The following is a 16846-nucleotide window of genomic DNA, read 5'->3' as shown; positions in this document are numbered from 1 at the left end:
GTTCACGGCCGCGGTCGAATTGTCTTCCTTGGTGACCCGGATGGAGTTGCCCGGCACCGCCGCCCCCGCCCAAGGACTACGTCGAGGGGATGGTCGAGTCGGTGTCGGGCGGGACGATTCAGCTCAGGACACGAACCGGAAGCGCGACGGTGGACTTCAGCCCGTCGACGCCGGTCTTCCAGGTCACCCCGGCCGGGCTGACCGACGTCACGCCGGGTAGTTGCGTCAACGTGAAGGCCACGCCGCAGAGCACGCCCACCGATGCCACCGCGCAGGCGGTGACGATCACCTCGGCCGTCGACGGCAAGTGCCCGCCGCCCCCCGGCTTCTACGGCACGGTGGCCTCGGTGTCGGGGAACACGATCGTCGTCAACAGCATCGGTCCCGGCGGTAAGCCCACCCCCACCAATGTGACCGTCAACGACTCGACGTCCTACAAGAAGCAGACGGCCTCCAACACGCAGGCGATCGTGAACGGCACCTGCATGGGCGCTCAGGGAACCAACGACGGCGGAGCGTTACAGGCGATGACGATCAGCCTGGAGCAATGCCCGCCGATGGGCGGCCCGCACCACCATCTGCACATCCCGCACCTGCCACGCCTGCATCTCTAGGGGTCTTGCGGGACCGTTGTCGATCAGACGGTGAAGCCCAGCGCGCGCAACTGCTCGCGCCCGTCTTCGGTGATCTTGTCGGGGCCCCACGGCGGGTTCCACACCCAGTTGATCCGCAGCTCGTCGACCAGCCCGCTGCTGACGAGCGCGCTGCGTGACTGGTCCTCGATGACGTCGGTCAGCGGGCAGGCCGCCGAGGTCAAGGTCATGTCGATCAGGGCGACCGTTCCCTCCTCGCCCTCTTCCACGTTGAGGCCGTAGACCAGTCCGAGATCGACGACGTTGATGCCCAACTCGGGGTCGACGACGTCGCGCATCGCCTCCTCGAGGTCGGCAAGAAATTCGTCATCCGGTGCGGCGGTCTCGCTCATTTTCTTCCTCCTCGAAGTCCGCGCCCCTGTCAGTGCAAGCCTGCGCCAAGGCGTCCTTGAACGCCATCCAGCCCAGCAGTGCGCATTTCACCCGGGCCGGATATTTCGCCACCCCGGCGAACGCGATCCCGTCGCCGAGGATGTCCTCGTCGCCCTCGATGGTGCCGCGCGAGGACACCATCTCGGTGAACGCGGTGACGGTGTTCAGCGCCTCGGGTACCGTCTGACCGATCACCTGCTGGGTGAGCACCGAGGTGGCCGCTTGGCTGATCGAACAGCCTTGGCCGTCATAGGAGACGTCCGCGACGCGCTGACCGTCATCGGACAGCGCGACCCGCAGCGTCACCTCGTCACCGCAAACCGGGTTGACGTGGTGGACCTGCGCGCCGAACGGCTCCCGCAGCCCGCGGTGCTGCGGATGCTTGTAGTGATCGAGGATCACGTCCTGATACATCTGCTCGAGGCGCACTGTCATTGTCTCCCAAAGAATTTCAGTGCGCGCCGCACTCCGGTCAGCAGACGCTCGACCTCGTCGGGGGTGTTGTACAGGGCGAACGATGCCCTGGCGGTGGCCGCCACGCCGAACCGGCGGTGCAGCGGCATCGCGCAGTGATGCCCCACGCGTACCGCGACGCCCTCATCGTCGAGCACCTGCCCGACGTCGTGGGCGTGCACGCCGTCGACGACGAAAGAGACGGGCGAGCCACGGTTTTCCATGGCGGTCGGCCCGATGATCCGCACCCCGTCGATGCCCGAAAGACCCTCGATGGCCGCGGCAACCAGCCGGCGCTCGTGCGCCTCGACGGCGCCCATGCCGATGGCGTCCAGATACCGCGCGGCCGCGCCCAACCCGACCACCTGGGAGGTCATCGGCGTGCCTGCCTCGAACCGTTGCGGCGCGGGCGCGTAGGTCGACGCCTCCATGGTCACCGTCTCGATCATCGACCCACCCGTCAGGAACGGCGGCAGCTTCGACAACAGCTCTCGACGGGCATAGAGCACGCCCACCCCGTTGGGGGCCAACATCTTATGACCGGAGAAAGCGGCGAAGTCGACGCCGAGCGCGTGCAGGTCGACTGGCTCGTGGGGCACCGACTGGCAGGCGTCCAGCACCGTCACGGCGCCCACCGCGCTGGCGCGGCCGACCAGCTCGGCCACCGGCGCCACCGCGCCGGTTACGTTCGAATGATGGCTGAAAGCAACGACTTTCACGCGCTCGTCGAGCTCCAGCGAGTCCAGGTCGATGCGCCCGTCCTCGGTCACCCCGAACCAGCGCAGGGTGGTGCCGCTGCGGCGGGCCAGCTCCTGCCACGGGACGATGTTGGCGTGGTGCTCCAACTCGGTGGTGACAATGACGTCACCCTCTCCCACGGCCCGGCCGAACCGCTTGTCGCCCAGCACATATGACGCCAGGTTCAGCGCCTCGGTGGCGTTGCGGGTGAACACCAGCTCGTCGGCACCGGCGCCGACGAACGCGGCAATGTCCGCGCGGCCCCGCTCGTAGGCGTCGGTCGCCTCCTCCATCAGCTGGTGCGCACCGCGGTGCACCGCGCCGTTGGAGGTGATCAGGAATTCGCGTTCGGCGTCGAGCACCTGCAGCGGGCGCTGGGAGGTCGCGCCGGAATCCAGGTACGCCAATTGCTTTCCGCCGCGCATCACGCGCTTCAAGATGGGGAAGTCGGCGCGGATCGCGTCGACGTCCAGTGGTCTCCCGGCCATGCTTACGCCCCCGCGGCCGCCGCTTCGGTGAAGCGCACGTAGCCGTTCTCCTCGAGTTCGTCGGCCAGCTCCGGCCCGCCGGATTCGACGATCCGGCCCCCGACGAACACGTGCACGAATTGCGGCCGGATGTAGCGCAGGATCCGGGTGTAGTGGGTGATGAGCAGGATGCCGCCGTGCTCGGCCTCCGCGTAGCGATTCACGCCCTCACTGACCACCCGCAGCGCGTCCACGTCCAGACCGGAGTCGGTCTCGTCGAGGATGGCGATCTTGGGCTTGAGCAATCCCAGCTGCAGGATCTCGTGGCGCTTCTTCTCGCCGCCGGAAAACCCTTCATTGACGCTGCGTTCGGCGAACGCCGGGTCGATGTCGAGGTCGGCCATGGCGGCCTTGACCTCCTTGACCCAGTGCCGCAGTTTCGGCGGCTCCCCGCGGACGGCGGTCGCGGCGCTGCGCAGGAAGTTCGACATCGACACGCCAGGCACCTCGACGGGGTACTGCATGGCCAGGAACAACCCGGCGCGGGCGCGTTCATCGACGCTCATGTCCAGGACGTTCTGGCCGTCAAGCGTGATCGACCCCGACGTCACCCGGTACTTCGGGTGACCGGCGATGGCGTAGGACAGCGTGGACTTGCCCGAGCCGTTGGGCCCCATCACCGCGTGCGTCTCACCGGAATTCACGGTCAGGTTCACGCCCTTGAGGATGGGAATCTCGCGGCTCCCCTCGGGCGCGTTGGGGTCTTCGACGCTGACGTGCAGGTCTTTGATCTCGAGTGTGGTCATAGGGCCGTTGTCTTCTCCGTGATTTCCAGTTCGTGTTCGATGGCCGCGGTCAGGCGCTCCCGGATCTCGGGCACGGCGATCTTCGAGATGATCTCGCCGAAGAAACCCCGCACCACCAGCCGGCGCGCCTGGTCTTCGGGGATGCCGCGGGCCCGCAGGTAGAACAGTTGCTCGTCGTCGAACCGTCCGGTGGCGCTGGCGTGTCCGGCGCCGACGATCTCGCCGGTCTCGATCTCCAGGTTGGGCACCGAGTCGGCGCGCGCCCCGTCGGTGAGCACGAGGTTGCGGTTCACCTCGAAGGTCTCGGTGTCGGTAGCCTCGGCGCGGATCAGCACGTCGCCCACCCAGACGGTGTGCGCGTCCGGCCGTTGCGATGCCGGATCCCCTTGCAGCGCACCCTTGTAGAGCACGTTCGACTTGCAGTTGGGTTGCGCGTGGTCGACCAGCAGCCGTGACTCGAGGTGCTGCCCGTCGTCGGCGAAGTACAACCCGAGCAGCTCCGCGTCCCCGCCCGGCGCGGCGTAGCGCACGTTGGCCGACATCCGCACCACCTCGCCGCCCAGGGTGACGGCGACGTGCCGCAGCACCGCGTCCTTGCCCAGCCTGGCGTGCTGCGCGGACAGGTGCACCATGTCGTCGGCCCAGTCCGCGATCCACACGACGGTGAGCCGGGCGGCGTCGTCGACGATGAATTCGACGTTGTCGGCGTACGTTCCGCTCCCCCGATGGTCGATCACCACGACCGCCTCGCCGAGTTCGGCGACGCTGATTTGCAGGTGCCCGTAGGCCACCGCGCCGGCGCCGGGGCCCGTCACGGTGATGTTGACCGGCTCGGCGATCTGCGTGTCACGCCCGACGCTCACCAGCGTCGCGGAGTTGAACGACGAAAACGCTTGCGCCGCAACGCGGTCAGCGGGCACGCCGCCCCGGCCGAGCCGCTCGTCGCCGCGGCGGACGGTCTCGACCTGTACGCCCGGTTGCTCGCCGACGTTGATTTCCGCCTTGCCGGTGGCTTGAGCCGAGCCGTCGTGCAGCCCGCGCAGCCGCCGCAGCGGGGTGAACCGCCAGATTTCGTCGCGGCCGCTGGGCACCTCGAACGCGTCCACGTCGAAGGACGCGAACAGCTCGCCCTTGTTCAGGGCAGCAGCAGCAGTCGTCATCCGACCGCGCCCTCCATCTGCAACTCGATGAGCCGGTTGAGCTCGAGGGCGTATTCCATGGGCAGTTCCTTGGCGATCGGCTCGACGAAGCCGCGTACCACCATCGCCATCGCCTCGTCCTCGGTCAGTCCGCGGCTCATCAGGTAGAACAACTGGTTGTCGCTGACCTTGGACACGGTGGCCTCGTGGCCCATCGTGACGTCGTCCTCGCGGATGTCGACGTAGGGGTAGGTGTCGCTGCGGCTGATCGTATCGACCAGCAGCGCATCGCATTTCACGCTGGAACGCGACCCGTGTGCACCCTTGTTCACCTGGACGAGACCGCGGTAGGAGGTGCGGCCGCCGCCGCGGGCCACCGACTTCGAGACGATGTTGCTCGACGTGTTCGGCGCCAGGTGCAGCATCTTGGCGCCGGCGTCCTGGTGCTGGCCCTCGCCGGCGAAGGCGACCGACAGCACCTCGCCCTTGGCATGCTCGCCGGTCATCCAGACGGCCGGGTACTTCATCGTGACCTTGGACCCGATGTTGCCGTCGACCCACTCCATAGTGGCGCCGGCCTCGGCGCGGGCGCGCTTGGTGACCAGGTTGTAGACGTTGTTCGACCAGTTCTGGATCGTGGTGTAACGGCAACGGCCGCCAGGCTTTACGATGATCTCCACCACCGCCGAGTGCAGTGAGTCCGACGTGTAGATGGGCGCGGTGCAGCCCTCCACGTAATGCACGTAAGCGTTTTCGTCGACGATGATCAGCGTGCGCTCGAACTGGCCCATGTTCTCGGTGTTGATGCGGAAGTAGGCCTGCAGCGGGATGTCGACGTGCACGCCGGGCGGCACGTAGATGAACGAACCGCCACTCCACACCGCGGTGTTGAGCGCGGAGAACTTGTTGTCGCCGGCCGGGATCACGGTGCCGAAGTACTGCTTGAAAAGGTCCTCGTGCTCACGCAGGCCGGTGTCGGTGTCCACGAAGATAACGCCCTGGGCCTCCAGGTCCTCGCGGATCTGGTGGTACACCACCTCGGACTCGTACTGGGCCGCGACACCGGCGACCAAACGCTGCTTCTCGGCCTCCGGGATGCCCAGCCTGTCGTAGGTGTTCCGGATGTCCTCGGGCAGGTCTTCCCAAGAGGCGGCCTGCTTTTCGGTGGAGCGCACGAAGTACTTGATGTTGTCGAAGTCGATGCCCCCGAGGTTCGAGCCCCACGTCGGCATCGGCTTGCGCTCGAAGATGCGCAACGCCTTCAGCCGCGCCTGCAGCATCCATTCGGACTCGCTCTTCTTCGACGAGATGTCGCGGACGACCGCCTCCGACAGCCCGCGCTGGGCGCTGGCCCCCGCGACGTCGGTGTCCGCCCAGCCGTAGCCGTAGCGGCCCAGCGAGGCGATCGCCTGCTCCTGGGTCAACGGCGCTGCAGTGGCCTGTTGGGCCTCTGGCGTGAGGGTCATAACGACGCTCCTTCGATGCTCGTGGTGTCGGTCATATAGCCCCGCTCCTCCTCATCGCTACGCTCTGCATCGTCGCCGGCGCGGCGCGGGCTGGGCGCCTTCGGACTAGGGACAGTCAGGGGTACGTGGGTGGTGCAGGCGCAGTCACCGTTGACGATGGTCGCCAACCGCTGCACGTGGGTCCCGAGCACCTCGGCCATCGCCTGCTGCTCGGCTTCACACAACTCGGGAAATTCCTCCGCGACGTGCGACACCGGGCAGTGGTGCTGGCAGATCTGCACGCCGTGGATCGGGCCGCCCACCCGCGTCGTGGTGGCGACGTAACCCGCCTTGGTCAGCGCGCCGGCCACCCGCTCGGCGGCCGCTTCGACTTCGGCGTCGTCGTCGCCCTCGGCCGACGCTACGCCGGCCAGGATCGAGTCGATCCGTTGCCGAGCGAACGTGCGGACGGCGTCCTCGCCGCCGATCTCCCGCAGCTGCCGCATGGCCGCCGACGCGAGGTCGTCGTAGGCGTGCTCAAGCTTGGCGCGACCGGCCGCCGTGAGCCGGAAACGCTTGGCCGGGCGCCCGCGCCCGACCTGCTGCCAGGACGCGGCGGGCACCGACTCGGCGTCGCCCGCCTCGATCAGGGCATCGAGATGGCGCCGCACACCGGCGGCCGCCAACCCGAGCCGGTCGCCGATCTCGCCCGCGGTGATCGACCCGGACTCCACCAGCAAGCGCACGATGGCGCGCCGGGTGTGACCATCCCGCACCGCGGCGGCCGCCGCACCCACGGCAGCGTCGTCGAGATCGGTCCGGATTTTCACAACACCAGTGTGACGCAATTCCGGGGATCGGTCTACCAAGGGTGCCCTGAGCGGGCGTTGCGCTGGTCACACTGAGTGGGACGCGCGGCGACACGGTACGCCCGGCTCCGCCGCGCTTGCGATCGCCGCTGTGTTGACCCCGGCGGCTACGCTGCTCAGATGGCTGACCGCCACCACGCGCTGAGCTCGTCGATCGCCAGCCTGCATGGCGACGAGCAGGCGGTAGGCACGCCGCTGAACGATACAGAGCTCACCGCGCTGCAGCGCACCCGCCTGTTCGGGGCCACCGGCACCATTTTGATGGCGATCGGCGCGCTGGGCGCCGGGGCCCGGCCCGTCGTGCAGGACCCCACGTTTGGGGTGCGGTTGCTCAACCTGCCGTCGCGGATCCAGACGGTGTCGCTGACGATGACGACCACCGGCGCGGTCATGATGGCGCTGGCCTGGCTGATGCTCGGCCGGTTCGCGCTGGGCAGCAGGCGAATGTCGCGCGGCGACCTGGACCGCACCCTGCTGCTGTGGACGTTGCCGCTGCTGATCGCGCCGCCGATGTACAGCAAGGACGTCTACTCCTACCTGGCCCAGAGCCAGATCTCTTTGGAAGGGCTCGACCCCTACCGGGTGGGTCCGGCGTCCGGACTCGGGCTGTCCCACGTCTTCACGCTGTCGGTCCCCACCCTGTGGCGCGAGACGCCGGCGCCCTACGGCCCGCTCTTTTTGTGGATCGGGCGCGGCATCTCGGCGCTCACCGGGGAGAACATCGTCGCCGCCGTGCTGTGTCACCGGCTGGTCGAGCTGATCGGCGTGGGGTTGATCGTGTGGGCGACCCCGCGGCTGGCCCGGCGGTGCGGCGTCGCCGAGGTCAGCGCGCTGTGGCTGGGCGCCGCTAATCCGTTGCTGATCATGCATCTGGTGGCCGGCGTGCACAACGAGGCGCTGATGCTCGGCCTGATGCTGGCAGGGGCGGAGTTCGCGCTGCGGGGCACCGATTCGCCGCGGCTGTTCCCGGCCTCGTGGCGGCCGGGCCCGGATTGGGAGCCGCTGGGCATGCTGTTGGCCGGCGCCGTCCTGATCACGCTGTCGTCGCAGGTGAAGCTGCCGTCGCTGCTGGCTCTCGGGTTCGTCACGATGGCGCTGGCCTATCGCTGCGGGGGGAACCTGCGGGCGCTGCTGCTGGCTGGCGGCGCGATGAGCGCGCTGTCACTGGCGGTGATGGCGGTGGTCGGCTGGGCCAGCGGCCTCGGGTTCGGCTGGATCTACACGCTGGGCACCGCCAACGTGGTTCGCAGCTGGATGTCGCCGCCGACCCTGCTCGCCCTTGGCACCGGCCAGGTGGGGATTCTGCTCGGTCTCGGCGATCACACCACCGCGGTGTTGGGACTCACCCGCGCCATCGGCGTGCTGATCATCATGGTGATGGTGGGCTGGTTGCTGCTGGCGGTCTTTCGCGGCCGGTTGCATCCGGTCGGTGGCCTCGGCGTGGCGCTGGGCGTCACCGTGTTGCTGTTTCCGGTCGTGCAGCCCTGGTATCTGTTGTGGGCGATCATTCCGCTGGCCGCCTGGGCGACCCGCAGCGGGTTCCGGGCGGCGGTCATCGTCATCACCCTCGTCGTCGGCATCTTCGGCCCGACGGCCAACGGGGACCGCTTCGCTTTGTTCCAGATCGTGGACGCCACCCTGGCCAGCACCGTCATCGTGGCGGCGCTCATCGCGCTGACGTACACCCGGTTGCCGTGGCGGCGGCTTCCGGGTGAGGGCGCCGAAACGCCGGAGGCGGCCGTCGGAACCGCGCCCGCGCCCGACGCCGCTCAGGCCCCCCGGCCGGCCACTGTGCCTGACGCCTACGCTGATTCCACGTGAGCTCGGACGTTCCTGAAACAGTCGTGCGACTGCGCGGGGTGAGCAAGCACTACGGATCGACCACGGCCGTCGCCAATCTCGACCTCGAGGTGCACGCCGCCGAAGTGCTCGCGCTGCTGGGCCCCAACGGCGCCGGCAAGACCACGACGGTCGAAATGTGCGAGGGCTTCGTGCGCCCGGACGCCGGCACCATCGAGGTGCTCGGGCTGGACCCGATCGCCGACAACGCCCGCCTGCGCACCCGCATCGGGGTGATGTTGCAGGGCGGTGGCGGCTACCCCAGCGCACGTGCGGGCGAAATGCTCAACCTGGTCGCCTCCTACGCCGCCGACCCTCTGGACCCGGCGTGGCTGCTCGACACCCTGGGCCTCACCGATGCCGCCCGCACCACCTACCGACGGCTGTCCGGCGGCCAGCAGCAGCGGCTCGCGCTGGCCTGCGCGCTGGTCGGCCGGCCCGAACTGGTCTTCCTGGACGAACCGACCGCGGGCATGGACGCGCACGCCCGGCTGCTGGTGTGGGAATTGATCGACGCTCTGCGCCGCGACGGCGTGACGGTGCTGCTGACCACCCACCAACTCAAGGAGGCCGAGGAGCTCGCCGATCGGCTGGTCATCATCGACCACGGGAAAACGGTGGCCGCCGGCACGCCGGCCGAGCTGATGCGCACCGGCGCCAAGGACGAGCTGCGTTTCACCGCGCCGCCGCGGCTCGACCTGTCCCTGCTGACCGCCGCCCTGCCGGAGGACTACCGCGCCAGCGAGGTGACACCGGGCGAGTACCTGGTCGAGGGCCCCGTCGACCCGCAGGTGCTGGCCACCGTGACGGCGTGGTGTGCGCGCATCGACGTGCTGGCCACCGACATGCGCGTCGAGCAGCGCAGCCTCGAGGACGTGTTCCTCGACCTCACCGGCAGGAAGTTGCGGCCTTGAATCTGGACAAGACCCAATCGAACGTCTTTCCCGCGGGCACCTTCACCCCCGACCCGCGGCCCAACGCCGTGCCCAGGATGCTGGCCGCGCAGTTCGGCCTCGAGCTCAAGCTGCTGCTGCGCAACGGCGAGCAGCTCCTGCTGACCATGTTCATCCCGATCACGCTTTTGATCGGGCTCACGCTGCTGCCGTTCGGCTCCTTCGGGCACAACCGCGCCGCCACCTTCGTGCCGGCCATCATGGCCCTCGCTGTCATCTCGACCGCCTTCACCGGGCAGGCCATCGCGGTCGCGTTCGACCGCCGCTACGGCGCGCTCAAGCGGTTGGGCGCGACCCCGCTGCCGGTCTGGGGCATCATCGCCGGCAAGTCGCTGGCCGTGGTCACCGTGGTGTTCCTGCAGGCAATCCTGTTGGGCGCCATCGGGTTTGTGCTGGGCTGGCGGCCCGCCCTGGCCGCATTGGCATTGGGTGCGGCGGTCATCGCGCTGGGCACCGCCGGCTTCACCGCCCTCGGACTGTTGCTCGGGGGGACGTTGCGGGCCGAGATCGTGCTCGCGGTCGCCAACCTGCTGTGGTTCGTCTTCGCCGGGCTCGGCGCGCTGACGGTGGAATCCGGGATGATCCCGACCGGCGTCAAGTGGGCGGCCCGGCTCACCCCGTCGGGCGCGCTGACCGAGGCCCTGTCGCGGGCGATGGTCCTGTCGGTGGACTGGTTCGGCGTCGTCGTCCTGGCGGTGTGGGGGGCGCTGGCCGCGCTGGCCGCGCTGCGCTGGTTCCGGTTCACCTGACGCGCCGGCTCACGGCACGTAAATCTCGGCGACGCCAGGGCTTACTACAGGACGTAGTTTTCGTTGGCCTACCATCGGGCCATGCCCGTGGGACGGACGCTGATGCGGCTGGTGGACCTACTCCCCAACCCGAGCGTGCGTGTCCAGCGCTTCATCGCCGCGGCCGTCATCCTGACCCAGGGCGGCATCGCCGTCACCGGGGCGATCGTCCGCGTCACCGCGTCGGGGCTGGGCTGTCCCACCTGGCCGCAGTGCTTTCCGGGCAGCTTCGTCCCGGTCGCGCACGCCGAGGTGCCGCGCATTCACCAGGCGGTCGAGTTCGGCAATCGCATGATCACCTTCGCGGTGGTCGTCGCCGCGGCGCTGGCCGTGCTGGCCGTGACCCGGGCCCGGCGACGCGGGGAAGTCCTGGTGTACGCGTGGCTGATGCCGGTGTCGACGGTCGTCCAGGCGGTCATCGGCGGCATCACCGTGCGCACCGGCCTGCTGTGGTGGACGGTGGCCGTCCACCTGCTCACCTCGATGACGATGGTGTGGCTGTCGGTGCTGCTCTACGTCAAGATCGGCGAGCCCGACGACGGAGTTGTGCAGCGACGTGTGGCCAGGCCGTTGCGCGCCCTGACGGCGCTGATCGGTCTGGATCTGGCCGTGGTGCTGGTCACCGGCACGCTGGTGACGGCCGCCGGCCCGCACGCCGGTGACCGCAGCCCCACCCGCACGGTGCCGCGGCTCAAGGTCGCCGTCGACACCCTGGTGCACGCGCACTCCTCGCTGCTGGTCGCCTACCTCGCCCTGCTGGTCGGGCTGGGCTTCGGTTTGCTGGCGGTGCGCGCCGCGCGACCCATCCTGCGGCGGCTGATCGTGCTGCTCGCCCTGGTGTGCGCGCAGGCCGCCGTCGGCACCGCCCAGTACTTCACCGGGGTACCCGCGGCGCTGGTCGCCCTGCACGTGGCCGGCGCGGCGGCGTGCACCGCGGCGACCGCCGCGCTATGGGCGTCGATGCGAGAGCGGGCCGAGCCCGAGCCGCTCGCAGGCTGACTCCACGGCCAGCGCGAACCCGCGCTGGGCCCGCTCGCGGGTAGCGGCGTCGAGGTGCGGCCAGCCCAGCGACGGCGCGACGAGGTCGAGACCCACCAGCCGGTCCCCGGTCACGTCGGCGCGCGCGTACAGCAGCTCGCGCGCGCCGATTCCGGCGCGGTCGGCGGCCGAGGCGATCGCCGCGTAGCCGAGGTCCCACGCTTCGAACTCCGGCTCGTCCGGCCAGGCGTGCGACTGCTTGCCGCCCAGGAAGATCAACGCCGACTGCGCCACGGGCCGGCCGGGCGGCCCGTCAAGCACGGTCGGCACCCCGTCGTTCGCCATGTCGCGCAGATACCCGTCCTCGAGGTTCCAAGCGATCGCGTCGGGCGGGTTGAGCAGGTGGCGCACCCGCCGCATCCAGCCGAGGAACTCGTCGCGCCGGTCCGTGGTGGCACGCAGAATCACCAGGTCGGCGCCGAGAGTCTCGGGATCGTCCCAGGACCGCCAGCGGGCATGCAGCCCACGAGTTCGCAACGCGGGAACCAGCCCCGTGTCGTCGGGGTTGCCGCCCGCGTGCCCGGGCGGCCCCGCCAGCACAATGCGGGGATGGAAGATGTCCGGACGGGCGAGTTTCATGCCCGGGCATGATAAGCACATGCACGCAATCGAAGTCAGCGAGACCGGCGGCCCCGAGGTGCTGCGCTACGTCGACGCGCCACAGCCCGCGCCCGGGCCCGGCGAGGTGTTGATCAAGGCCGAGGCGATCGGTGTCAACTACATCGACACCTACTTCCGCTCGGGGCAGTACCCGCGTGAGCTGCCGTTCATCCTCGGTTCCGAACTGTGCGGCACCGTCGAGGCGACCGGTGACGGCGTCGACGGCTTCCGGGTGGGCGACCGCGTGGTCAGCGCGTCGGCGTCCGGCGGTTACGCCGAGTACGCCATTGCTACAGCGTTTTTGACGGCACACGTACCGGACGGGGTGAATTCCGACGTGGCCGCGTCGGTGCTGCTGAAGGGCCTGACCGCGCACTACCTGTTGAAGTCGGTGTATCCGGTGCAGGCGGGCGACACGGTGCTGGTGCACGCCGGAGCGGGCGGCGTCGGGCTGATCCTGACGCAATGGGCCACCAGCCTGGGCGTGCGGGTGATCACGACTGTGTCCACACCGGCCAAGGCGGAACTGTCCCGACAGGCCGGCGCCACCGACGTGCTCGATTACCCGCGCGACGACCCCAGCGAGTTCGGCAGGCAGATCCGCGATCTAACCGATGGTGTGGGTGTGGCAGCGGTCTACGACGGGGTTGGGGCCGACACGTTCGATGCCAGCCTGGCCAGCCTCGCCATCCGGGGGACGCTCGCGTTGTTCGGTGCCGCCAGTGGACCGGTACCCCCGGTGGACCCGCAGCGCCTCAACACCGCCGGCTCCGTGTACCTGACTCGGCCGATGCTCGCCCACTTCACCCGTAGTGAACAGGAATTCGCTTGGCGCGCAGGGGAATTGTTCGATTCCGTCGTCACGGGCTCGATCAGCGTCACCGTGAGCCGGCGTTACCCACTGGCCGACGCCGCCTGGGCCCACCGCGACCTGCAAGGGCGTAAGACGGTCGGCTCGGTCGTGCTGGTGCCATAGGCTTTCAGGTGAATCGAACCACGCTGCCCGGCATTAACCGTTCCACTCGTCCGCGGCACTCGACTTCGACCGGTGGCACATCGCGTGGGTCGACGCTGATCTCCGCACCCTTACCGCTGACCCGCACGTGCAGGTGGCTACCTCGGTAATGAATCGGAAAGCCTAGTGGCCCAAGGAATTCCGGCCATTGCGGAGACAGTACGATGCGATTACTACGGATCTCCAGACCGGTGAAGCACCGCTGCACGAAGTCGACGCTGCCGGCCATCGCGGCCAGGTGAACACCTTCGGAAGTGGTGCCGCCCTGGATGTCGGAGATATCGGATGCGAGCGCTTTCTGGAAGAACTCCAGCGCGCGGTCGCGATTGGCCCGGGCCAGCACCCATGCGTGGACGACCGCACTCAATGTCGACCCGTCTGAGGTGCGAGCCAGGTAGTAGTCCACCATCTCGGGGATCTTGGCGGGGGCCAAGTGGTAGCCGAGCCGGCCTAACAGCTCACGCAGTTCGTCCGATGACAGCAGGTAGAGCAGCATCAGCGCGTCGGCCTGCTTGGACGCTTGGTACCGGTTGACGTCGTCACCCTCGGCTTCAAGAATGCGGTCGAGGCGCTGGATGTTGCCGTAGCGCTCCCGGTAGGCATCCCAATCCAGTTCCGCCAGTTCCTCATATCCTTCGAACTGGCTGATCATGCCATCGTGGAAGGGGACGAACATGCGCCGGCTGACGTGGTCCCACTGGGTCAGCTCGTCGTCGGTCAGTTCGAGCCTCTCCCGCAAATCCAACCGGTTGGGCAGCGGCATCAGCTCGAGCGCTTCGATAGCCCGCAGGATCACCCAGGCCGCCATCACGTTCGTGTACGCGTTGTTGTTCACCCCCTCATATGGCCGGTCCGGATAGCCTGCGTGGAATTCGTCGGGTCCGACGACCCCGTTGATGCTGTAGCGATCTCGGTCGGAGTCGTAAGTGGCCCTGCTCGCCCAGAACCGGGCTATCTCGGCCAGCATCTCGGTCCCGTAGTCGATCAGGTACGCCAGATCGCCGGTGGCTTGGTAGAACTGCCACACGTTGTAGGCGACGGCGATGCCGATGTGGTGCGCGCGATGGCTGGGATCGGGCAGCCACCGGCCCGATTGCGGATTCAGGTGTCGCTCCGGACTTTCCTCGCGCCCATCGCTGCCGGACTGCCACGGGTACATCGCGCCGCGGTAACCGGCCAGCTTGGCGAGGCGGCGGGCCTCCATCAGCCGGCGATATCGGTAGCGCAGCAGCGATCGGGTGACCGTGGGCACTCTCAGATTCAATACCTGGAAGATGAATAGCTCGTCCCAGAAAATGTGCCCGCGGTATGCCTCACCATGCAGCCCGCGGGCCGGTACCCCTACATCGATTTCCTCGCTGTTGTACGACACCGTCTGCAGCAGGTGCAGCAGGTGTAGGCGCAGGACGCGCAAGTGCTCGGCGTGGTCGCCGAATTCGAAGGACAGCCGTTCCCACAGATGTGCCCAGGCGGTCTTGTGGGCGTCACATATCTCGGCGTATCGCGGCTGCCGGCCGAGCCTGCGTTCGGCGCCGGTGGCCGGATGGGATGTGGCAACATCGCGCCCGGTCACCAGAACGACGATCTTCTCCACGCTCAGCGCCTGGCCCTCTCGCAGGTCGGTGAAGATCTGATGGCCGATTTCGAATTCTTCGTCGAGTAGTCGATAGGTTGCGGGCGCCGGCGCGTCGCCGTGCCAAGTGCTGGTCCGCATGGCCAGCGCGACCGGGATCTTCGATTGGGTGGTCTCGACGGTCATCAGCACCGAGTTTTCCGACAGGACGCGCTTTTCCAGTCCCTGCAGGTGATTGCTGGCCAAGTCTCGATAACGCTCTACCCCCGAGTTGCGGACGTTTCCGTCGATCGTCGATCGGAATTCGACAGTGCCCGACCAGTCCTCGGCCACGATGGTGGTTTCCATCGCGGCCACGTGTACGACGTGCATCGCTACGAACCGCTGCTGTGTCACCGAGGTGGTGCGGCCGGCGTCGTCGCGGAAACGCAGTTGGCGCATCAGCACCGCGCTACGAAGGTCGAGGGTTTGTCGGTAGGACAGCAATTTCACCGTGTCGACGTCGAACCAGTCGCCATCGTTGATGCGAAAGGTAAGCGGAAGCCAGTTGGGCAGGTTCACCAGGCTTTCGTGTTCTGCTCGGGTTCCGCCGATCAGGTCGTCTAGCCGGTTGTACACGCCGCCCGCGTACGTTCCCGGGTAATGAATCTGGCCGGCCCTCGATTCCGGCGCGGCCCCGCGGGTGGCGAAGTAACCGTTGCCGACCGTGCACAGTGCTTCGCGAAGCTTTTCGTTGGGGGGGTCATACCCCTCGAACGTGAGAGTCCAAGCGCGACTGTGGGTCTCGCGCTGATATGCCAGCCACCTGCTGCCGCGCTGGACGAAATCACGGACTTCGGTGGGGCTTCTCAGCGTGAAGCTGGCAGCGGTCGGCCGGTCGCCATCTTCGTCGTGCCGGATCAGTATCCCGATGCCGCTGAAGCGAACCGCATCGAACGCATCCTCGTCGGTGATGTCATCACCGACATAAATGGGCAGCACCCGTTCCGTGTCAAAGATGCGATCGCGGATCCAGGTGAGGGCGGTGCCCTTGTCCCAGCCGATGTCAGGCCGCAGCTCGACTACCTTGCGACCGGTCGTCAGCCTCAGGCCAGGCCGAAGACCTCGCCGGCGTACCGCCGCGATCAGCTCGTCCACGCGGTCGGGTGCGACATTGCGGTAGTGCACCGCGAGTGCGAACCGCTTGTGTTCGACGTGCGCTCCCGGAATCCGGCTCAGTTCGCCGCGAAGGTCGTCCGCAGCGTTCGCAAGCACACGTTCCGCGGCGCCGGCCGCCTCGTATTGGTGATGGCTGCCGTCGGGTGCGATCAACTCAAAGCCGTGGCTGCCGGCATACCAGATTCCCGGTACCCCGACCCGAGCGCGGATATCCGCCAGATCCCGGCCGGACAGTATCGCGACCGGGCACTGCTTCGCCAGATGCGCGAGCGCCTCGGCTGCGCCCTCGACAAGCTTGGCGGTATCGGGGTCCGGCACGATCTCGGACAACGTGCCGTCGTAATCCAGGCAGATGAATGGCTGCCGGCCGGCGACAATACCGATGACTTGACCGTACGAGTCCAGCGCGTTCGGACGCTGCGACATGCGTTTGTGCCCCGTCGTGACGTCGACGTAAGCGAGATCGGGGACGACGACGTCGGCGCCGCAACGCAGTAGCTTGTCGGCTTGCTTGCCCTGCCCGACACCGACGACGAACGCGAAGCCACCTTCGCGTGCGGCCTCCACCCCGGAACCCGCAGCGTCGACGACCACCGACCGCTGCGGGACCACCCCCAACTTGCGGGCGGCCGCCAATAAAATCGTCGGGTCCGGCAGCGGGGGCACTTCGGGTACTCCCGCGGCGCGGTCGAACCGGACGGTGAACGCTTTGGCGATCCGAGCCGCTGCCATCGCCTCTGCGGGCTGCGCGGCCAGGGAATAGGCGGCCGTCGCGATGCCGGCCGCCCGCAGCTTCTCCGCTAGCGCAACAGTCGACTCCAACGCCGAGTCATCGGTGGGCCCGATCACGGCGTCGAGATCGAAGATCACCGCATCGTGCGAGCGGGGGTCGATAGTGACCGGCTTCATTGGTAATCCCCCTCCCCGAACTAGATGCGGC

At 68.1% G+C, this 16846-nt stretch carries 14 protein-coding genes and 1 pseudogene; 6 read left to right on the top strand and 9 right to left on the bottom strand.

The features are described 5' to 3' along the window. Window positions 1-44: 44 nt before the first annotated feature. Window positions 45-614 (top strand): annotated as a pseudogene (locus tag A5678_RS08790) (DUF5666 domain-containing protein); the annotation flags it as partial. Between the two features lie 23 nt (window positions 615-637). Here A5678_RS08790 and A5678_RS08785 read toward each other — a convergent pair. Genes A5678_RS08785 through A5678_RS08755 form a run of 7 tightly spaced genes read right to left on the bottom strand, consistent with a single transcriptional unit; the run spans window position 638 to window position 6942 of the window. Beyond that, window positions 638-985: a metal-sulfur cluster assembly factor gene (locus A5678_RS08785; protein WP_068040927.1), complete on the bottom strand. Its 348-nt coding sequence runs from the start codon at window positions 983-985 to the stop codon at window positions 638-640. Continuing rightward, the gene (gene sufU / locus A5678_RS08780; protein WP_068040925.1) at window positions 960-1460 is read right to left on the bottom strand and encodes a Fe-S cluster assembly sulfur transfer protein SufU; all 501 of its coding nucleotides are present in this window, start codon (window positions 1458-1460) and stop codon (window positions 960-962) included. The genes A5678_RS08785 and sufU overlap by 26 nt, the downstream gene beginning before the upstream one ends. Next, window positions 1457-2704 (bottom strand): cysteine desulfurase, encoded by a 1248-nt coding sequence (locus A5678_RS08775; RefSeq protein WP_068040923.1) that lies wholly within the window; start codon window positions 2702-2704, stop codon window positions 1457-1459. Before A5678_RS08775 ends, sufU begins: the two co-directional genes overlap by 4 nt. A 2-nt stretch (window positions 2705-2706) precedes the next feature. After that, window positions 2707-3489: a Fe-S cluster assembly ATPase SufC gene (gene sufC, locus A5678_RS08770; protein WP_068040922.1), complete on the bottom strand. Its 783-nt coding sequence runs from the start codon at window positions 3487-3489 to the stop codon at window positions 2707-2709. Further along, window positions 3486-4649, bottom strand: coding sequence for a Fe-S cluster assembly protein SufD (gene sufD, locus A5678_RS08765; protein WP_068040920.1), 1164 nt, complete (start codon window positions 4647-4649; stop codon window positions 3486-3488). Before sufD ends, sufC begins: the two co-directional genes overlap by 4 nt. Next, window positions 4646-6094, bottom strand: a complete 1449-nt coding sequence (gene sufB, locus A5678_RS08760) for a Fe-S cluster assembly protein SufB (protein ID WP_068040918.1) — start codon at window positions 6092-6094, stop codon at window positions 4646-4648. The genes sufD and sufB overlap by 4 nt, the downstream gene beginning before the upstream one ends. Beyond that, window positions 6091-6942, bottom strand: a complete 852-nt coding sequence (locus tag A5678_RS08755; protein ID WP_231983611.1) for a metalloregulator ArsR/SmtB family transcription factor — start codon at window positions 6940-6942, stop codon at window positions 6091-6093. The genes sufB and A5678_RS08755 overlap by 4 nt, the downstream gene beginning before the upstream one ends. A 120-nt stretch (window positions 6943-7062) precedes the next feature. Between A5678_RS08755 and mptB the strand changes: the two genes are divergently transcribed. The 4 genes from mptB to A5678_RS08735 all read left to right on the top strand — a co-directional run bounded on the left by mptB (window position 7063) and on the right by A5678_RS08735 (window position 11521). Then, entirely contained in the window at window positions 7063-8763 is a 1701-nt protein-coding gene (gene mptB / locus A5678_RS08750; protein ID WP_068040916.1) for a polyprenol phosphomannose-dependent alpha 1,6 mannosyltransferase MptB, read from the top strand. After that, window positions 8760-9695 (top strand): ABC transporter ATP-binding protein, encoded by a 936-nt coding sequence (locus A5678_RS08745; RefSeq protein WP_197502074.1) that lies wholly within the window; start codon window positions 8760-8762, stop codon window positions 9693-9695. The genes mptB and A5678_RS08745 overlap by 4 nt, the downstream gene beginning before the upstream one ends. 77 nt (window positions 9696-9772) lie before the next feature. Continuing rightward, the gene (locus A5678_RS08740) at window positions 9773-10483 is read left to right on the top strand and encodes an ABC transporter permease (protein WP_231983613.1); all 711 of its coding nucleotides are present in this window, start codon (window positions 9773-9775) and stop codon (window positions 10481-10483) included. Between the two features lie 102 nt (window positions 10484-10585). Beyond that, window positions 10586-11521, top strand: coding sequence for a heme A synthase (locus A5678_RS08735; RefSeq protein WP_197502076.1), 936 nt, complete (start codon window positions 10586-10588; stop codon window positions 11519-11521). On the opposite strand, the gene A5678_RS08730 is transcribed toward A5678_RS08735, so the two are convergent. Next, a complete protein-coding gene (locus A5678_RS08730; protein ID WP_068040910.1) occupies window positions 11471-12139 on the bottom strand; it encodes a hypothetical protein in 669 nt (222 codons plus the stop codon). The two genes, A5678_RS08735 and A5678_RS08730, sit on opposite strands and share 51 nt — an antisense overlap. Before the next feature lie 19 nt (window positions 12140-12158). Between A5678_RS08730 and A5678_RS08725 the strand changes: the two genes are divergently transcribed. Beyond that, window positions 12159-13136, top strand: a complete 978-nt coding sequence (locus A5678_RS08725) for a quinone oxidoreductase (RefSeq protein ID WP_068040908.1) — start codon at window positions 12159-12161, stop codon at window positions 13134-13136. Window positions 13137-13140: 4 nt separating this feature from the next. Here A5678_RS08725 and otsB read toward each other — a convergent pair whose 3' ends face one another. Beyond that, on the bottom strand, window positions 13141-16815 hold the full coding sequence (otsB, locus tag A5678_RS08720) for a trehalose-phosphatase (protein WP_068040906.1): 3675 nt from the start codon (window positions 16813-16815) through the stop codon (window positions 13141-13143). Window positions 16816-16846: the final 31 nt, after the last annotated feature.

Origin of the sequence: Mycobacterium sp. E2733 (genome assembly GCF_001667585.1) — a bacterium.
In the GTDB taxonomy this organism is placed as follows: Bacteria; Actinomycetota; Actinomycetes; order Mycobacteriales; family Mycobacteriaceae; genus Mycobacterium.
The sequence above is the reverse complement of the archived record's forward strand: the minus strand, read 5'-3'. Positions and strand labels throughout refer to the sequence as shown.